The organism is Flavobacterium sp. Leaf82, from assembly GCF_001422725.1.
Lineage (GTDB): Bacteria > Bacteroidota > Bacteroidia > Flavobacteriales > Flavobacteriaceae > Flavobacterium.
This window is the reverse complement of the sequence record NZ_LMMA01000023.1, coordinates 185625-203622: the sequence shown is the minus strand read 5'-3', so window position 1 is coordinate 203622 and position 17998 is coordinate 185625. Positions and strand designations below refer to the sequence as shown.

General features: G+C 37.9%; 11 protein-coding genes. All 11 read right to left on the bottom strand.

Features of this window, described 5'->3' with window-relative positions:
* Window positions 1–43 precede the first annotated feature (43 nt).
* The 11 genes from ASF10_RS13235 to ASF10_RS13190 all read right to left on the bottom strand — a co-directional run bounded on the left by ASF10_RS13235 (window position 44) and on the right by ASF10_RS13190 (window position 17971).
* Window positions 44–1948 (bottom strand): heavy metal translocating P-type ATPase, encoded by a 1905-nt coding sequence (locus ASF10_RS13235; protein WP_230040942.1) that lies wholly within the window; start codon window positions 1946–1948, stop codon window positions 44–46.
* A 146-nt stretch (window positions 1949–2094) separates the two neighbouring features.
* On the bottom strand, window positions 2095–2976 hold the full coding sequence (locus ASF10_RS13230; protein WP_056250001.1) for a bestrophin family protein: 882 nt from the start codon (window positions 2974–2976) through the stop codon (window positions 2095–2097).
* Between the two features lie 68 nt (window positions 2977–3044).
* Window positions 3045–3509 carry an MgtC/SapB family protein gene (locus ASF10_RS13225; protein ID WP_056249999.1) on the bottom strand — a complete coding sequence of 155 codons (465 nt, stop codon included), beginning with the start codon at window positions 3507–3509 and terminating at the stop codon, window positions 3045–3047.
* Window positions 3510–3933: 424 nt separating this feature from the next.
* Complete coding sequence (locus ASF10_RS13220; RefSeq protein ID WP_056249997.1) at window positions 3934–5196, bottom strand: efflux RND transporter periplasmic adaptor subunit; 1263 nt, start codon at window positions 5194–5196, stop codon at window positions 3934–3936.
* Window positions 5197–5207: 11 nt separating this feature from the next.
* Window positions 5208–9557 (bottom strand): CusA/CzcA family heavy metal efflux RND transporter, encoded by a 4350-nt coding sequence (locus ASF10_RS13215; RefSeq protein WP_056249995.1) that lies wholly within the window; start codon window positions 9555–9557, stop codon window positions 5208–5210.
* Between the two features lie 385 nt (window positions 9558–9942).
* Window positions 9943–10308 carry a DUF6660 family protein gene (locus tag ASF10_RS23955; protein ID WP_317039046.1) on the bottom strand — a complete coding sequence of 122 codons (366 nt, stop codon included), beginning with the start codon at window positions 10306–10308 and terminating at the stop codon, window positions 9943–9945.
* A gap of 548 nt (window positions 10309–10856) precedes the next feature.
* Window positions 10857–11264 carry a hypothetical protein gene (locus tag ASF10_RS13210; protein ID WP_056249993.1) on the bottom strand — a complete coding sequence of 136 codons (408 nt, stop codon included), beginning with the start codon at window positions 11262–11264 and terminating at the stop codon, window positions 10857–10859.
* Between the two features lie 490 nt (window positions 11265–11754).
* Entirely contained in the window at window positions 11755–12510 is a 756-nt protein-coding gene (locus ASF10_RS13205) for a methyltransferase family protein (RefSeq protein ID WP_056249991.1), read from the bottom strand.
* Between the two features lie 714 nt (window positions 12511–13224).
* A complete protein-coding gene (locus ASF10_RS13200) occupies window positions 13225–13959 on the bottom strand; it encodes a ZIP family metal transporter (protein WP_198529590.1) in 735 nt (244 codons plus the stop codon).
* A gap of 1172 nt (window positions 13960–15131) precedes the next feature.
* Window positions 15132–16010: a diacylglycerol/lipid kinase family protein gene (locus ASF10_RS13195; RefSeq protein ID WP_056249988.1), complete on the bottom strand. Its 879-nt coding sequence runs from the start codon at window positions 16008–16010 to the stop codon at window positions 15132–15134.
* Between the two features lie 2 nt (window positions 16011–16012).
* A complete protein-coding gene (locus tag ASF10_RS13190) occupies window positions 16013–17971 on the bottom strand; it encodes an LTA synthase family protein (protein WP_056249986.1) in 1959 nt (652 codons plus the stop codon).
* Window positions 17972–17998: the final 27 nt, after the last annotated feature.

Sequence of the window (17998 nt, the reverse complement as noted above, 5' to 3'; positions counted from 1 at the left end):
TTTAATTTTGTAAATACCAGTAATGTTCCGCCGGTTATTGTTATTACATTTTTAACCGCTGTATCCTGACAGCGTTTAAGATAGCTATAAGAGATACCCCGACATCAGCGATTACCGCTTCCCAAAGCGTAGCCACACCTCCGGCACCTAATGCCAGAACTATTACTTTAACCACCATTGCAAGGATTATATTCTGCCACACAATTTTCTTAGTTAGTTTTCCAATTTTAATGGCAGTAACAATTTTAGAGGGCTGGTCGTTTTGTATCACGATATCTGCTGTTTCAATTGTGGCATCACTACCAAGTCCTCCCATAGCTATGCCTGCATCTGCCAGAGCCACAACGGGAGCATCATTTACACCATCACCGACAAAGGCAATTTTCTTCCCTTCATTTTTCAGTGCCGTTACTTTCTCCACTTTTCCTTCCGGGAGTAAATCCCCATAAGCATTGTCTATTCCAAGATTTTTGGAAACTTCATCCACAACGGTCTGTTTGTCTCCGGAAAGCATTACGGTTTGTATTTTTAAATCATGAAGATCTTTGATCGCTTTTGGGGCATCTTCCTTTATTTTATCTGCAATTGTAATGTGCCCCTTGTACTGTTGGTCAATGGCAAGCACTACAATAGTATAGACAATAGCATCGACCTCAGACGGATATTCGATGTTAAATTTTTTCATCAGCTTGGTATTTCCGGCAAGTACTTCTTTTCCATCAATAGTCCCTTTAAGACCATGACCGGAAATTTCCTCTACATTGGAAATCTTTACGCCTTTAATAGTGTCTTTGCCAGCATGTTCTACAACTGCAAGCCCGATAGGATGGGTGGACTGGCTTTCGATAGCAGCCGCATATTTAAGGAGTTCATCTTTTTCTATCTCTTTTGTATTGATTTCCTGTACTTTAAAGATACCTTCGGTGAGCGTTCCGGTTTTATCCATGACCACTACATTGATTTCAGTCATCACGTCAAGGAAGTTTGAACCTTTAAATAAAATACCATTTCGGGAGGCAAGTCCTATTCCGCCAAAATAACCCAAAGGTATTGAAACCACAAGGGCACAAGGGCAGCTGATCACAAGAAATACCAAAGCCCTGTAGAACCAGACATTAAACTCGTAAGGGTCTACAAAGAGGTAAGGAGCAAAACAGACTGCGACAGCAAGGACAAAAACAATAGGTGTGTATACTTTTGCAAATCTGCTTATAAAGAGCTGTGTCTGTGATTTACGAGAGGTGGCATCCTGAACCATTTCAAGGATTTTGCTAAGCTTGCTGTCCTGAAAAAGCGAAGTCACCTTTACTTCGGCAACCGTATTTAGATTAATCATTCCGGCGTAAATCTGCTCTCCTTTATTTTTTGTATCAGGCTTGCTTTCCCCAGTCAGGGCTGCTGTATTAAAGGAAGCCTTTTCGGAAATCAATTCGCCGTCCAGGGCTACTTTCTCACCGGGTTTTATCTGAATGATTTCACCAGGTTTTACTTCTTTTGGATCGACAACCACAAAGTTGCCGTCCCGCTGCACGGCAACTTGATCGGGCCTGATGTCCAAAAGCGCCTTAATGCTTCTTTTCGCGCGGTTGACCGCTGCGTCCTGAAACCATTCCCCTATGGAATAAAATGCCATCACTGCAACACCCTCGCTATAGGATCCAATGGCAAAAGCACCGATAGTGGCAACGCTCATTAAGAAAAATTCATTAAAAAAGTCGAATCTTTTGGCCTTTCTGTAAGCCATATATAAAACGTTGTAACCTGCAAGGAGATATGCTGCGGTAAATATTATAAGGTCAGCCGGAAAGGCCGGGACCAACTCAAACCCGAATTCAAGTACTAGCATTACCACAAGTATAACTATGGCAAGCAGAAGCTGCCAGTGGCTTTTCCATCCTGAATCAGTATCTTCTGCTCCGTGGTTGTGACCGTCATCATCCGAGTGCATTTCTTCCTGCTGGACAGCCGTTACTTTTTCGTTTTCTTTTGGATCTCCGGCAGGAGTTCCATTTGGAGTATCTGTATTTTGTTTCTTTTCAATCATAATATAGTTTTTATTGCAGTATTACAAAATACCGCGCGGTTATCATATAACTAGTTAATGTAGTAGTAGGAGTTTATTTGAACTGGCGGTACGGCTGTATCGCTGCAGATTTCCTTTATATTGTTTTCTATAACCGCGCAGAGTGCTGTCATAGGTATGTCCGTAGGACTGTTCTCAAATGGGTCCTGCATAATTATGGCTGTTTTTTCCACAGCTATGAGCATTGAGGATATCACAAGAGTAAGGACAATTTCAAGTGCGGGAAAACTGTCTTCAAGTCCAAAGGGAAGAATAGAGGTGAGAAGGTAAATCAGAAAGTGAATCAGCAGGCTGTAGGATTTTGGAAACACTGTGTTTTTAATCCTTTCGCATTTTCCCATAGCATCATTCAGGCGCGCAATGGTAGTATCGATCTGCACCTGCTTATTGTCATTTATGCTGAAATTTTTTGATATCATTGCCAGCTGGTCGGCGTGCCTGTTCAAAAGTTCGGCAGGAACATTATTTGCCATTATATTGTGCTGCTCAAGATAAGACACAACACGCTGGGAGAATGGAATTTTTCTCAGGCTTTCCGATAAGGCAAAACACCAGATAACCTGTCTTTGGGCAAATTCTTTTAAGTCATTTTCAGATTCAGGCATAAATTGCTTGACCTGTCTAATGAGTGTCCGGGAATCATTGACAATTTCTCCCCATACTTTTCTTGCTTCCCACCAGCGGTCATATGACTGTGCGGTACGAAAAGCCAGAAGTAATCCCACAATAGTACCCATAATACTGGTTATGGGAAGAGGTATTGCAATTTCCCGCAGTATGGTATTATGATCTAGTGTACCTATTACCAAAGCATAAGCCATGACAGCGGCGATATCAAGCCAGATCGATTTAATAAAAAACAGTATGGAATTTTTGTTGTTTTTAACTAGCATATTATCAGATTTTTAGGTTTTGAGTTAAATTGGTTATCACGCAGGCCGGACCAATGATCTCAAATGATTTATAAATCCTTATGACCTGTATGGTCATATTTTATCTTTTTTTTCCACCTGATATACCATTTCTGGTGATGAAGCGACAGTAAAAAATACAAGGCGCCAGAACTTGCCACGGCAATTATATACATGTTGAGCCCCACTGCGACTCCGACTGCCGATGTACACCAGACCGTAGCGGCCGTTGTAAGGCCATGTGAAGATCCCCCGTGGTTGTTCCGGTAGATAATTCCCGCGCCGAGAAAACCCACCCCTGTTATAATATTGGCAATCACCCTTGATGCTGCAGCTGGGTCAGATGCGAGATGTACTGTAATGGAAGTAAACAGCGTTGCACCAATTGATACCGCTGCGTAGGTCCTTACTCCGGCATCATGGCCGTGCCTTTCCCTGTCCAAGCCTATGAAGAATCCTAAAACTAAGGAAACCAAGAGTTTAAGAAGTATAACGAGCTCTGTGTTAATATCCATATCTATCTAAATTAAGAATTTATTCCCAACTATGAAAATTTTTACAATCCTTTAAAAACCAGGTACATTATATGCTGTACCTGGTATCTTAGATTGATTTTCGCCAGTGGTTCATTTAATTCAAGTTACAAAGCAACCGAATGTTTATGCCCCTGGTGATTTTTTGGGTCATGTTTAATGTTAATATCCCTCATTGTTTTCCTAGTTAACTTTGATGAGTTCATCTGGCAGACTGCATATTTCCCTTTTCACAATTCATTGGGCATCCATAAGCTAATGTGTGTATGTCTCATTCTCATTTTTTTGTTCGTCATGGGCAGAGGGTTTTTGGTCGTGGTCCTGTATGATAAAATTGTACATATACTGAATATCAAACCAATCAATACAGGATTTCCTTTAATGTCTCAGGTTTTAATATTATCATTTAGTGGTCATGACCTCCGCCGCCTTCACTTTTCAATAAATGGCTTTGAATATAATAGGCCCCTTTGGTCACAATTTTAGAACCTTCATCGATTTTCTGAAGCAGCGTTACTTGTATGAATCCCAGTTGTGAAGTTCCTGTTTTTACTTCTATACGCTGAAAGTGGTAGGTTTTGCCTTCACTTTCTTCGTGTTTGTCGCCATCATCATGAGCATGCCCCTGCTTGTCATCGTGGGCGTCTTCTTCCTTATGTCCCTCTTCAAGAACAAATATAAATTCACGCCCGTCAGCTTTAACTATAGCTTCCAAAGGAAGTGCACTCACGGACTTTATCCCGATATCAATAAGAGCATTTATATACATTCCAGGAATTAACTGCTGTTTTTCATTGATGATATCCGCGTGAACTGCAACAGATTTAGTTTCATTTTCAAAAGATTTGCCGACACTGAAAATTTTTCCTTTAATTTCAGTATTGTCCTGATTGGTCAGTATAAATCTTACGTCCTGTCCCGGTTTTACCTTACGGAGGTCTTTTTCGTAAACCAGCAGATCAACGTGCAGTTTTGAATTATCTACAATGCCAAGAAGTGGTTTTCCCGCTTCAACATTACTTCCCAATTTGATATTAATTTCAGTTATAAATCCTGAAATGGGCGCTTTTACAGCCACAGTTGAGGTTGCAGGTCCATTTGGGTTAATGTTTAACGTTGATAACTGTCTTTGAAGAGAACTGAATCTAGCCTTTTCAATTTCATAATTGGATTTGGTCTGCTGGAATACTTTCTTAGAGTTAACTTCCTCAGCGCTCAGGATTTTTTGTCTTTCAAATTCCAGTTTAAGATACTCTAAATTGCTTTTAGAAGTAAGGTAGGCCTCCTGCATTTTGGAGAATTCAGGACTTTCAATAGTGGCAATAACTTGTCCTTTATTCACGTGCTGGCCTTCTATGACAGATATACTTTTAACGATTCCGGTTGTAAAGACAGATACATCTGCCTGATTCTGCGGAGGCAGTTTTGTATAACCGTTAGCATTGATAACATCACTTAGATTTTTCTGGGAAAAGCCTCCAAGCTCTATTTTTGATCCTGTAAACTGAGCTTCATTTAGTTCTACTTCTTTGATTCCCGCACCCTGCTTTTCTTCGGTTTTCGCTTCTTCTTTTGGAACCTCAGCATCTGTTTTGCGAAGTGTAAAATAAAGGATTATTGCAATTACTAAAGCAGCGCCTATTGCATATATTATATTTGATTTTTTCATTATAACTTAAATTATTGATTTATTAAATACTGAATTGCAATTACTGTCTGATTGTATTTGCTGATAGCATCATTATAGTTTAATTGTATCGTGGAAGCTGTTTCTATACTTTGAACATATTCAACATACGAAATATCGCCGTTTTGATATCCCTTTGTTGCGTTTCGGATTATTGAATTAGCATTCGCAATTGCAGTGTTCTGGTAAAAGTCAATCAATGACTGATAGGTCTGGAGCTGTTTGGTCAATTGTTCAAATTGAGTTTTTACCTGAGCATAGAGATATTCGGAATTCTTTTTTTCGACCTCTATGGTAGTTTTGGCTGCCTTTGATCTGGCGGTACCGCTTCCGGCAAACACAGGAAGGGAAACTCCCACTGAGAAGCCTTGGAACTGCAGCGATTTATCTGCTATGGCAGTGCTGTAAGGATCCTGGCTTCCGCTGATGGATTGTATAAAGTATCCTGCTGAAAAATCAGGAAGTAGCACAGACTTTTGAACTTTATAATTGGCCTGGGCAATTTTTACCTGATTCTCAGAAAGCTGAAGACCTGGATTTTGTTTCACAAGGGCAGTGTCAGCGACAACAGCAAACGGTATTTGCACAAAAGTGGTATCGGAAGCCATAAAATCGCTGTCAAGATCCATAAGGGTTTTCAGGTTGGAGATTTCAACCTGGAGCTGTGTGCTGTTTTCCTTAATACGCTGTTCCAGTTCCTGCTGTTTGGCAAGGGCAATAGATTTTTCCAGAGAGTTGGTTTCCCCTGTCTGGAATTTAAGAGCTGCTGACTTTACAAACTTCTGCAGAATCACATTCTGTTTTTCAAGAATGCGATTTTGTTTTTGAAAATACAGCATTGTGTTCCAGGATTGGCGAATACTGTATTTTATTTCCTGTTTAGTAATACCTAATCTTGTCTGGCTTGCGTTGCTGTATTCTGTCAGCAGTTTTTTGCGAGCACCGATCTGAAATGGGCTGATTCCCTGTGTTACACTAATGTTTTTGTCATTGGCCTGCGAGTTGATTTTCCCGAAAGTTCCAAGGAATTCGGTTTTTGGAAGATCCCACGCCGAGCGCAGCAATTGCGATTGTGCCTGTGTATCGAGCTGGGATGCCTGTATCCTTTTATTATTTTTCAAACCAAGGTCAAGGGCTGTTCCCAAATTCATGGACTGCACAGGTGCCTGGGCACTTGCTGTCATAGAACACAGAGCCAAAACCAAAACAGTAAGAGCCGCTTTTCCAGGATTTTTGATCTTGCCAATACCTTTTTCAAAATACAGATAAAGGATGGGAAGTACTATCAGTGTCAGCAATGTTGCAGTAATAAGTCCTCCAATAACAACAGTTGCAAGCGGTTTTTGCACTTCTGCACCAGCATTGGTGCTGATGGCCATTGGAAGAAATCCCAGTGATGCTACTGCAGCTGTCATGATCACAGGACGCAGTCTGACTTTGGTTCCTTCTCTAATTCGGTCATATACATCCTGCATGCCCTCCGCTTTTAATTGGTTAAAATATCCGATAAGCACAATACCATTAAGTACTGCTACACCGAATAACGCTATAAATCCAACTCCGGCAGATATACTAAAGGGCATATCACGAATCCAGAGGGCAAAAATTCCGCCAATTGCCGATAATGGTATGGCTGTAAAGATCAGTAATGACTGCTTGATAGAATTGAAAGTAAAATAAAGTAAAATCAAAATTAGTCCAAGAGCAATAGGAACTGCTATAGAAAGACGCTTGCTGGCATCGATAAGGTTCTCAAAAGACCCTCCGTAGGTGGTATAATAGCCGTCCGGCAATTTTAATTTAGCATCAAGTTTAGCCTGAATTTCCTTTACAATACTTTCCACATCGCCTCCGCGGACATTAAAACCGACAACAATTCTTCTCTTTCCGTTCTCACGTGAGATCTGCATAGGACCATCTTCATAATTTACATCTGCGATCTGCTCAAGGGGAATCTGGCTTCCTGATGGGAGTGTGATGAAAAGTGTTCGTAAGTTTTCAATATCCTTTCGGCTTTCGTTGTCCAGTCTCACGACCATGTCAAAACGCTTTTCGCCTTCATATACAACGCCTGCGGCTTCACCGGCAAATCCCATACGAACTACTTTATTCAAGTCGCCAATTTTTAGGCCATAAAGGGCTAATTTATCTTTATTGTAGCGGATTGTAATTTGCGGAAGACCCGCAACGCGTTCTGCTTTTGCATCTGCAACGCCTTTCACGCCTTTTATAAGCTGTACAACTTCTTCACCTTTGCTAACCAGCATGTCGATATCTTCGCCAAATATTTTAATAGCAACATCGCTTCGTACTCCGGTCATAAGCTCATTGAATCGCATTTGGATTGGCTGTGAAAATTCAGTTGAAGCTCCCGGAATCTCCTCAAGGGCCTCTTCCATTTTTTCCATCAATTCCTCTTTGGTTTCAGCTGAAGTCCATTCACTTTTATCTTTTAGTGTAATGATCATATCACCCGCTTCAATCGGCATCGGATCTGTCGGTATCTCAGCACTACCAATCTTGGTAACGATCATTTTGATTTCAGGAAATTTAGCTCTCAGTATTTTTTCTGCCTTTGTGGTGGCTTCTATTTCCTGTGTAAGCGAACTTCCTGATGCGATAATAAGGTGTGTAGCAATATCTCCCTCATCAAGCTGTGGAATAAATTCACCTCCCAGTGAATTAAAAACAAGCAGGGCAACGACAAACAGAGCCAGCGCTACGCCTATTACGGCGGCCCTTACTTTTAGCGCTTTTTCCAATAAAGGACTGTAGAAGCGATAAATGGAATCGATTATTTTGTCACTTATGTTTTTCTTATGCCCGGTCTCTTTTTTAAGAGCCAGTGCAGACATCATTGGAACATAGGTCAGTGAGAGTATGAAAGCACCCAGAATCGCAAAAGAAACCGTTTGTGCCATAGGTCCAAACATTTTTCCTTCAATGCCGACAAGGGCAAGAATCGGCAGATAAACTATAAGAATGATGATTTCCCCAAAGGCGGCGCTGCTTCTGATTTTAGAAGAGGCCTGATATACTTCTTCGTTCATTTCTGCTGTATTCAGCTTGCCTTTATTGCTAACCTGGAGTCGATGAATAATAGCTTCAACGATGATAACGGCACCATCTACAATAAGACCAAAATCTATAGCTCCAAGGCTCATCAGATTACCGCTGACACCAAATAGTTTCATCATCGTGATTGCAAACAACAATGCCAGGGGAATAACAGAAGCTACGACAAGTCCGGCCCTCCAGTTACCCAGCAGGAGTACCAGGATGAATATTACAATAAGGGCACCTTCTATTAGATTTTTTTCGACAGTTGAAATGGCTTTATTTACCAGTACAGTCCTGTCCATGAAAGGTTCAATTTCTACGCCTTCAGGGAGTGATTTTTTGATCTGCTCCATTCTTTCTTTAACGATCTTTACAATCTCACCGCTGTTTTCACCTTTCAGCATCATTACCATCCCTGAAACCTCTTCGCCCTTACCATCTTTGGTAACAGCTCCATAACGGATTCCCGCGCCAATCTGAACCTTGGCGACATCACGAATAAGGATAGGAATTCCATTTTGGTTTTTCACTACGATCTTATTAATGTCATCGATATTATTAACCATACCGATACCTCTGATAAAGTAGGCATAAGGCTTTTTATCGATATATGCACCTCCGGTATTTTCATTGTTGTTTTCCAGCGCATCGAAAATTTCCGTTATCGTGGTATTCATGCTTTTGAGCTTGTCAGGCTGAACAGCAATCTCGTATTGTTTAAGCACGCCTCCCAGCGTGTTGACTTCGGCAACTCCTTTTGTTCCGATAAGCTGGGGCTTGATAATCCAATCCTGAATTGTCTTTAATTCAGTAGCATTGAATTTGTTTTCATACCCTTTTTTAGGGAATACCACGTATTGGTAAATTTCTCCCAATCCAGTACTAAGGGGAGCCATTTCGGGAACTCCTACACCTTTTGGTATTGTGTTTTCTGCTTCTTTTATTCTTTCGGCAATTTGGGCGCGTGCCCAGTAGATATCAACGTTTTCCTCAAATACCACTGTCACGACACTCAGTCCGAAGCGACTGATTGAACGAAGTTCAACCATTCTGGGAATTGATTTTACAGACTGCTCAATTGGATAAGTGATGAATTGTTCCACCTCCTGAGTGGCAAGTGTAGGGGAGCTGGTGATAATCTGTACCTGATTGTTGGTAATATCCGGTAATGCGTCGATCGGGAGCGTGTAAAGCGAATAGCTCCCTACAGCTATAAGTACCAGAGTGAATAGTCCAATAATAAACTTATTATTGATACTAAAATGAATTATTTTATCTAACATTATCTTGTTGTAAATTAAATGTATAAAAGCGGTTTTTGATGATCTCTCCCTGTTTTATCTGCATTATTAATGGCATGCCATATGAGATGGGCATTGCTAAAAAAAAATGGAAATTGGGTGAGCACTGCGATCTAAGTGCAGTATACTGATGAATTTGCCTGTTCTTTTAAGGACGGTGTACAGTGAAGAAGTGGTAAATTCTTGCACCGACTCCCAAAAGCAGTAAAAGACAAATCAGAACAGTGATAATTGTTCGCAAAACCGCATAGGGTTTTTTAGGCTGTACAGCCTTCTTTTTTGATTTTATCATTTTGGCATAATTAATTGATACTATTATGATACGACAATACATCACAAATGTGAAATTGCCTTGGTAGCAATAATATTATGAATTAATCTGAGGGGGCTGCCAAATGCTTCCAGTGAAGCTTGAAATTAAGATAGATTGGTATTGTGATACCTTAGGAGAAATTTCTTCAATATTTAGAGGGAAATCAAATGAAGCAGCATTCAGGTTACTAACCACCTGAATTCCACAGCAGGCACAGCTGCAAAAAGGAGAACATAAGTCTTTTTCTCCTTTGTGTGAATTACTGTCATTATGATTGGATTGTGATATATGGGCAGATTTTGAAACAGAATTATACATATAAGTATCAGCGCAGGTAATACCCGAGAGGCTTAGCATATAGATAGTTAGTATAAAGCTTATTATTTTCACGGCATAAAAGTAAATAATTATTTTTACCATTCCAATAAAATTAAGGAAAATTTATATTCATTGTTTTAAATATATTACAGTGCGATATTCAAAACGCCGAAATATTGTTTTTTTTGAATCTTACTGTGTTCGGGTATGTTTAGTCTGATGGGTTAAAATACCTTCTGCACCACTTTTTTATGGCTGCTACCTACCAGATTTATGGTATTGTTTTTTTTCTGAATATAAAATTTTTATTAATTGAGGACGAGCACTTTTTGTTCGAAAACATCAGGACTCAGCGCTTGATAATAGCGGACACAATTGAACAGAAGATGAAGGATTAAACATTGCAGCAGATGATATAGGCTGCAAAGTTAATTAGAGAATACAGAAAGCGAGAATATGGATAGGCAATATAAAATAAAAAGCCATTTCGGATGAAATGGCTTTAAGTTCAGGTTATATTAATTTTCTTGAAATTTTAATAAATGCTGTAATTTTTAATACTGCGAAAAAAATGAAACAAAGCCCATAACGCCAGTAAGTACCAACACACATTTCCAACAGTTTAGCCTATTATTCATAATATAGATATTTTAATGTTTATTATAGGAGATTATTGCAATTTTTGTGCCACGATGAAAATGACTTTCGCAAACCTTAATTGAGAGAATAGAGAATAGGATTTTATTATTAGAAGTATGTTGAAATTCCCAAATTAAAACATCATGTATTGATGGTGGATTTGAAAAAATGTCTCTTTGTTTTAAATAGCGATAGTTTAGGCGAATGACGGTTTGAGAGGTTGGTCTAAAACTAGTGGCAGGTATTACACTCCATACATCTTCACCAATATTGCCTCCTGTTTCTTTAAATTTTCCCACGTTCCAATCCACGTATTCAAATCTGCAGGCAAGATTTATACTTTCTTTTTTCCATCCAGGATTGTTTTTGTCAAGATGGGCTGTACAATATCTAAAAACAGCCTCTTTGTTTGTCTCCAAATTGTTGAGAATAAGTTTCGGGACATCAACATAAAAAATTATGAAGAAATAAATGCCTGGACTAGATTAGAAGGTTAAAAAAAAGTGCAAAAATTTTAATGCTTGGTAATTATCTCTCAGAACTGGATATTAATCACGCTGTCAAAACTTGTTTTTCTCAATTTGCACCGTTTACTTTCTTTTTTAAAATACAATTATTTTGGCTCCAGTAATTAAATTATAGCTGGCCTGATCCGGAAATAAACTGTGAGTATAATACTTGGAATTCAACGTATTTATAGAAATAAAACAGGGATAAGAATTATTGCTTGCAATAAGTTGATCCCTGTTTTTACTCTGTCCAGCAATCTTATTGGGTATTCTAACTGACTTACAGACTTCATCCCTAAAAATTGGTTTTTCAGCTGATCATGCCATGGATTGAACTTTAAGAGCATAAAATCTATGAGAGTCTTGAAGCACTTTATATTGATTATTATTTATAGTGTCACTATCTCATTTTAACAATCAATCTTCTGATAAAGGAAGTGATGAAACTGAAATTCGTCACTGTATAAATAATTCCTAAAACTGCACTGATCAGTAGTAGTATAAAGTTGTAATTGTTTTTTCGTTCAATTACCTGACATGAAATTTCAAAAACGAAAAATATAAAAAAAGTAATGCAAAGACGGCCGGTTTCCCGCTGGCTTACTTTTTTCCAGTTAAAAGCTGAGTGTGGTTTTTTATATAGCCAGACATTGGGCAGGATTGCCGGTACATTATCAGCCCATCGGGAATATTTAAAACCAAATTTTAGCTTCAGCTGCTTTTCCTTTGCCATCATAATTCTTTCAAGGTAGATAAAGTATAGGAGTGCAAAGGAAATAATGAACCAAAAGTTTCCGGTTATAATGATCATCCCCAGCCATATTATAAAATTGCCTAAATACAAAGGATGACGTACAATGGAGTAAGCTCCAAAGGTGTAATGATGGGGCGTAAAGACACCTTTTTGATCCGGTACTGATGCTTTTGGTGTATAACCCATGGTGATTATTCGAAGTAAACAGCCTGAAAGACTCAATCCTAGGCACAACGCTTCATATAACTTTTCATAAGGAGATTGCCTCAAAATTAAACCCGAAGGGTATTTTTCGGACTTAATAAGCAGCAGATAGCCTACCATCAGCATAATGTAAGGAAATGCTTTCCCGTACTTAAGCAGCCATAAACTTTGTTTTTCGAATTCTTCCTGAAGTGCCATAATTATAAATGTTAAGAGCATTAAGATTGGAATGTAAGCAAGTGATGATATACTAATTTGCATCGGGAAAATTAAGTGTACTGTAACGTATCATTTTTATGGCTAATTCTTAAGATAGTAATGATATAAATACATAAGCGATATCACAATTGCCGCAATAATTGTGAGGACAGCTAAAAAGATCAATAGATCCCGCAATGTTTTTATTGACTTAGAGGGTTTTTTCCTGCTGTAGCGAGAATGGCTTTTATAAACCGGTTTTTTTCCTTTTTTCATCTGTATAGTTTTTAATTATTAAATATCAGGGCATTAGGGATGGCTATCAATATAGATTTCAAATTCTTCTTGGTGCCCGTGTTCGTTTTTTGTGAAATCTTTATTAATGACTGCACTGAGCTTTCCTGAAGGTCTCTTTAACATACTGTTTCTTGTGTAAATAATTCATGTACCATAATGCTTATCAATAATCTATTGGTGAAAAATAACCTGCTGTCCGGCAGCATGAAATGGTTTCTGGTAAATCATAAAGTTCGAACAGTAAAATGGTAATAACTCTTTTTGTAGCAAACTCAAGCTGATTCGTTAAACGGGCGCTGTTTGGAAGCTTTTTCCTTTATATAGATTTTGCAATTGCCAAAGAGTCAAGTTAACGAAGGTTAATTTTAGCTAATAGATGTTGCTAAGGCCAGCAACCCACAGATTTCTCTTGTTCGCCTAAGTAATCATTCCCAATATTAAAAACAGTAAAAAGCCAACAAAAAAACAGGCAGTCTGAATAGGTGATTCCTTTTCTTCATGCGCCTCGGTTAAAAGTTCTTCCGTTACAAGAAATAATAACGCTGCCAAGCCGAATGAAAGCAATAATTCCAATATCTCCTGAGACAAATGAGAAAGTAATGAGATGCCTAAGAGCGCCCCAATAAAAAAGGTCAGCCCAAGTCCTGCCAATATCAAAAAGTTTTCTGACTTTGACATTTTGCTTTTTCGGCATGCTATCACAACTGCCAGCCCTAAAGAAAAGGTTTCCAATCCCAGTGCTATGGAAAGCAGTATTCCTTCTTTCTTGCCGGCAGAAAATCCAATACCAATAAGAAGACCGTCAATAATCAAATCAATAATTAAAGCACTTATCAAACCATAGGGTACACCAAAACTATTGTCATTTTCTGCATTTTCATTTTTTGGGCTTCTTTCAGTAAAATATTTTACAAAAAGCATTAAAATTATACCCATGCTAAAACCAAGGCCAACCTCAATAGGCAGGTGGTTCTTGATGATATCAGGTAAAAGTTCTACGGAAACCACCGAGAAAACAACACCGGCAGCAAAATGCAGTATAGAGCTGCGAAATGCACTTCCCGGATTTTTATAAAGACCTATAGCGCCACCAGCCATTATAGTGATAACAGGTAAAAAAGCATATCCTAAAACTTGTGAAAGTAGTTCCAATTTGTTATATTTTTATTAATGTTTTTAAATTTTCCATTTTTGACATAGTAGTTCTCTAGACTTTATGGCTCTTTTTTTTATCAATTTAGCCGTAGTCAAATCTTGGCAATGTGGTACTGAACAAACAAAGTAAAGCAGGTTTTTATTCACGCCAAATCCCTTAAAAGTCTTTGTGTCATAGTCAGGTGTCAAGCTGCAATTAAGCTATGCTTTTGGATGTGCTGCCAGTACGGCAAATTACGATACCTTTGTTTTAGTAAGTCAAAAGATTTTTTCATTGCTTAACCAGTTTGATAAAATAATAGTGTATGAATAATTATATCCTTACAAATACTATTGTATCATTAGAAATCCTGTATTGCTATGCTTGCTACAAAAAAGATATTATAAATAGCAGTGATAAAATAATTTTAAATAATAAATAAGGGTCAGTGTGCTTTTTTAGATGCAGTAAGTTTATACGATACGGTATATTTTTCGGTTTACAACCTTTTTTGTCACTTTGTTTGGGCAAAATTAATAGTATGTACTATCTAAGGATATATTCCACCAATAGTAGAGTTGCCAAAATAAGTAACATTACGAATTGATTTGAGGAGGCTGCCAAATGCTTTCAAAGAAGCTTGACGTTAAGAGTGATTGGTAATGAGAAGCCTGAGGTAAAATTTCATGAAAGTAAATAAGGAATTCAAAAGTCTTGGTATCGAACTTAGCAACAGCATGCATACCGCAACAGGAGCAGCAAAGGGCTAAGCACAAATCATTTTTCCCATTGTGTACAGTAACATTCTTGCTAAAATTGAACTGTTGTGTAATTCCAAGGCAAGACGAAGATTCAACTTGCGGCTGCCGATCGTCACAGGTAAAACACTGCAGGCCTAACAGATAGATTATTAGTATGTAGTTCAGATATTTCACCTTATAAAAGTATGCAATTAATTTTATGGAATCAACAGAAACGAGGAAAAAAATCGGATTCCTGTTTTATCTGGACATGATTATATATACAGCCATTTTTTCTGTCTTGGCCATATTGCTTGAACTGTACAAAGTCCAGTTATTGAATGATACGGTCTTCAAGCTAAATTTGACTTTTTTGGCAGTTTTATAATAGAAAAGCTTTTTATAAATAACATTCCTTTAAGGAAAATCTGATAATGCGAAACTAGGTTTTATACCAGGACTTTTATTGCTCCCGGTACTATTGATATTATGCAGTTATTGGTTTTTAAATTATAGTGTTCCCCATCAATCTGAGCATCGGTAAAGATTTTCATGGGCATTTCAATGCGCAGCTTCTGAACCTTATAATGCTCCGCTTTTTTAAACTTTTCAGTTGAACCTTCCAAGACATGAATACCAAGCCTTATTTTATCTGTAAAGGATAGTTCGGGAATTATAATCAAATCGAGATAGCCGTCAGTTAATAATGCACTTGGTGTCAGGCTCATGTTATAGCCCATTTGATTTGAATTGGAAATAAAGACCATAAATGGTCTGACATTTATTATTTTATCATCAAAAGAAATTACGGTTGGCTGAACTTTGTAATGGAAACTTGAAGTGATTGCTGCTTTTATGTAGGAGTACAATTTTCTGCCTGCAGAATGTTGATATTTCTTAATTATCATTGCATCAATTCCAATCCCGGTATTGCTGAAAAAGTAGTGCTGGTTAATTTTTCCGGAGTCTATCAATAACGTTTTTCCGTTTTTTATAATCTCGATAGACTTATTAAAATCCCTGGGTATGTTCAAATGTGAAGCCAGTCCGTTTCCAGAGCCTACAGGAATGATCCCCAGTTTAATATTAGTTCCAAGAAGGCAGGACGCTACCTCATTAATGGTACCGTCACCACCGCATGCCACGATAATATCCGGTTTTTTTTCTGCTGCTTTTTGGGTAAGTGCTATAGCATGCTTTTTGTTTAAAGTGTAATCAATTTTGATTTTATATTTTTCAGGAGGAAAAAATTGTTCTATAAAAAAAGCTGATAAATTATGCCTGCCTCCGCCTGAAACAGGGTTGATGATGAAATGTATATATGTCATTATTATTTTAAAAGTTTGTGGGTAAATAGATAATCAGCAGTCTGATACCAGGCAATTGTTTCCTCTAGAAAGGATTTATCCATTGGCACAGGAGTAAGACTGTTATCTGCTTTGTTCCAATTATAGAATGCTTGTTTTTTCTGGTCGGAAAGGATCATTACTTTCTCCTTTTTCATTAAGACAAGCTTTCTGTATGTTCCAAGGAAGGCACGCTGTTCAAATTCAGCATCAAGAACGTCCTTTCCAAAAAATCCTGATTCATAATGCCATTGAAAAAGAGAAAATAATGTAGGCCAGAGGTCAATCTGTGAACATTGTTTTGTAATTTTTTGATTGTACTGTGAAGGCATATTAACTATAAAGGCTGGAATATGATAGTTTGCAACATCAATTTCATCTTTTCCGGCACTGCTGGCACAATGGTCTGCAATAACTACAAAAACTGTATTTTTAAACCATGGTTTTGTGCGCGCTTTTGTGAATAACTGCTTAAGTGCATAATCAGTATACTTAACAGCTCCCTCACGACTTGTACCCGAGGGGATATCTATTTTTCCTGACGGATAAGTAAAAGGCCTGTGATTAGATGTAGTCATAACGAAGTTAAAGAAAGGCTTTCCTTCTTTAAACTGCTTATCGGCAACAGTTAGCATTTTATTGAAAATATCCTCATCACAGATTCCCCATGCATTTTCAAATGTAACCTCTTTATCCGTAATGTTATGGCGGACTGTCTTAATCTTGTCGCTCAGGACACTTCCCCTGCCTCGGTCATAAATTGTAAAACCATTTCCTCCGAAGTAGGAATTCATATTGTCAAAATAACCGTCACCCCCATAGAAAAAATTAGAGTCATATGCTTTTGATTTAAATACGTTGCTGACAGTGTAGAGGTTTTGATTCTCTGGCCGTTTAACGATTGACTGTCCCGGAGTAGGAGGAATGCAGAGTGTTACGGCCTCCATACCTCTGACGGTTCTTGTGCCTGTAGCGTACATATCATTGAAAAATATACTTTTCTGCGCCAGACTATCCATAAAAGGTGTGATATTTTCCTTATTGCCAAACTCTTTTAAAAAGCTTCCGCTGAAGCTCTCAATAAGTATAAATACAACATTTTTGCGATCCAGCGCAGACTGGCTGTCCTTAATGCTTCTATGAATGGAATAGCCTGTTGTGGTAAAAGTGGTTGAAGGATCCTTTAGTTTGTTTTTGACAATTCGAAATGCTGTATCGTTGTCAATACTTGTATAAAAGTCTGGGTATTTCATCTGATTGTTACGAAAAGCAGCAAAAAATGAATAAATACCCGATTTTGATATTTCAGAGTTATATCTGTTGGAAGACCATTCAGCCTGATAATTGAATATAAAAGATCCAAAGAATAGTGCTAAGGATACGCATATTCCAAGTACAGCAAACTTTATCCTTAAATCAGCAGGACTATTAAATGTTTGACTAAAAGCATCTCTTTTGTGAAAAATAAACAGGAAAAATAAAGAAATAATTAAAACTCCAGATATTAAGATTGGCAATGGATATGACTGCTGTATATTAGCTACGACTTCGTGTGTATAAATAAGATAGTCGACAGCTATAAAATTGAAACGGGTTTTAAATTCGTCCCAGAATGTGAGCTCTGCGAAAAATGTGAATACAAGAATAAAAATATTTAAAGAGGTAAAAAAGATAACTATTATCTTATCCAGAATTGAACCTACCCATTTTTCAGGTATCAGAGTATAATAAATAAGTCCGGGAAGGGATATAAAAACTATTGTGCCGGCATCAAAAAACAGACCTGTGAGTAGGGTTCTTAAAATATCAATAATATTCCATGAAACTTCATCATACTGCCAGATAAAAAATATAATTCTAAGAACCTGTGAAAGAATTAAAAACCAGATTATAAAATGAACCGGCAATGCATATCTGCCAGTTTTTAACGATAACTTACTCATAAACTCAATAATTACAGAGCAAAGTTT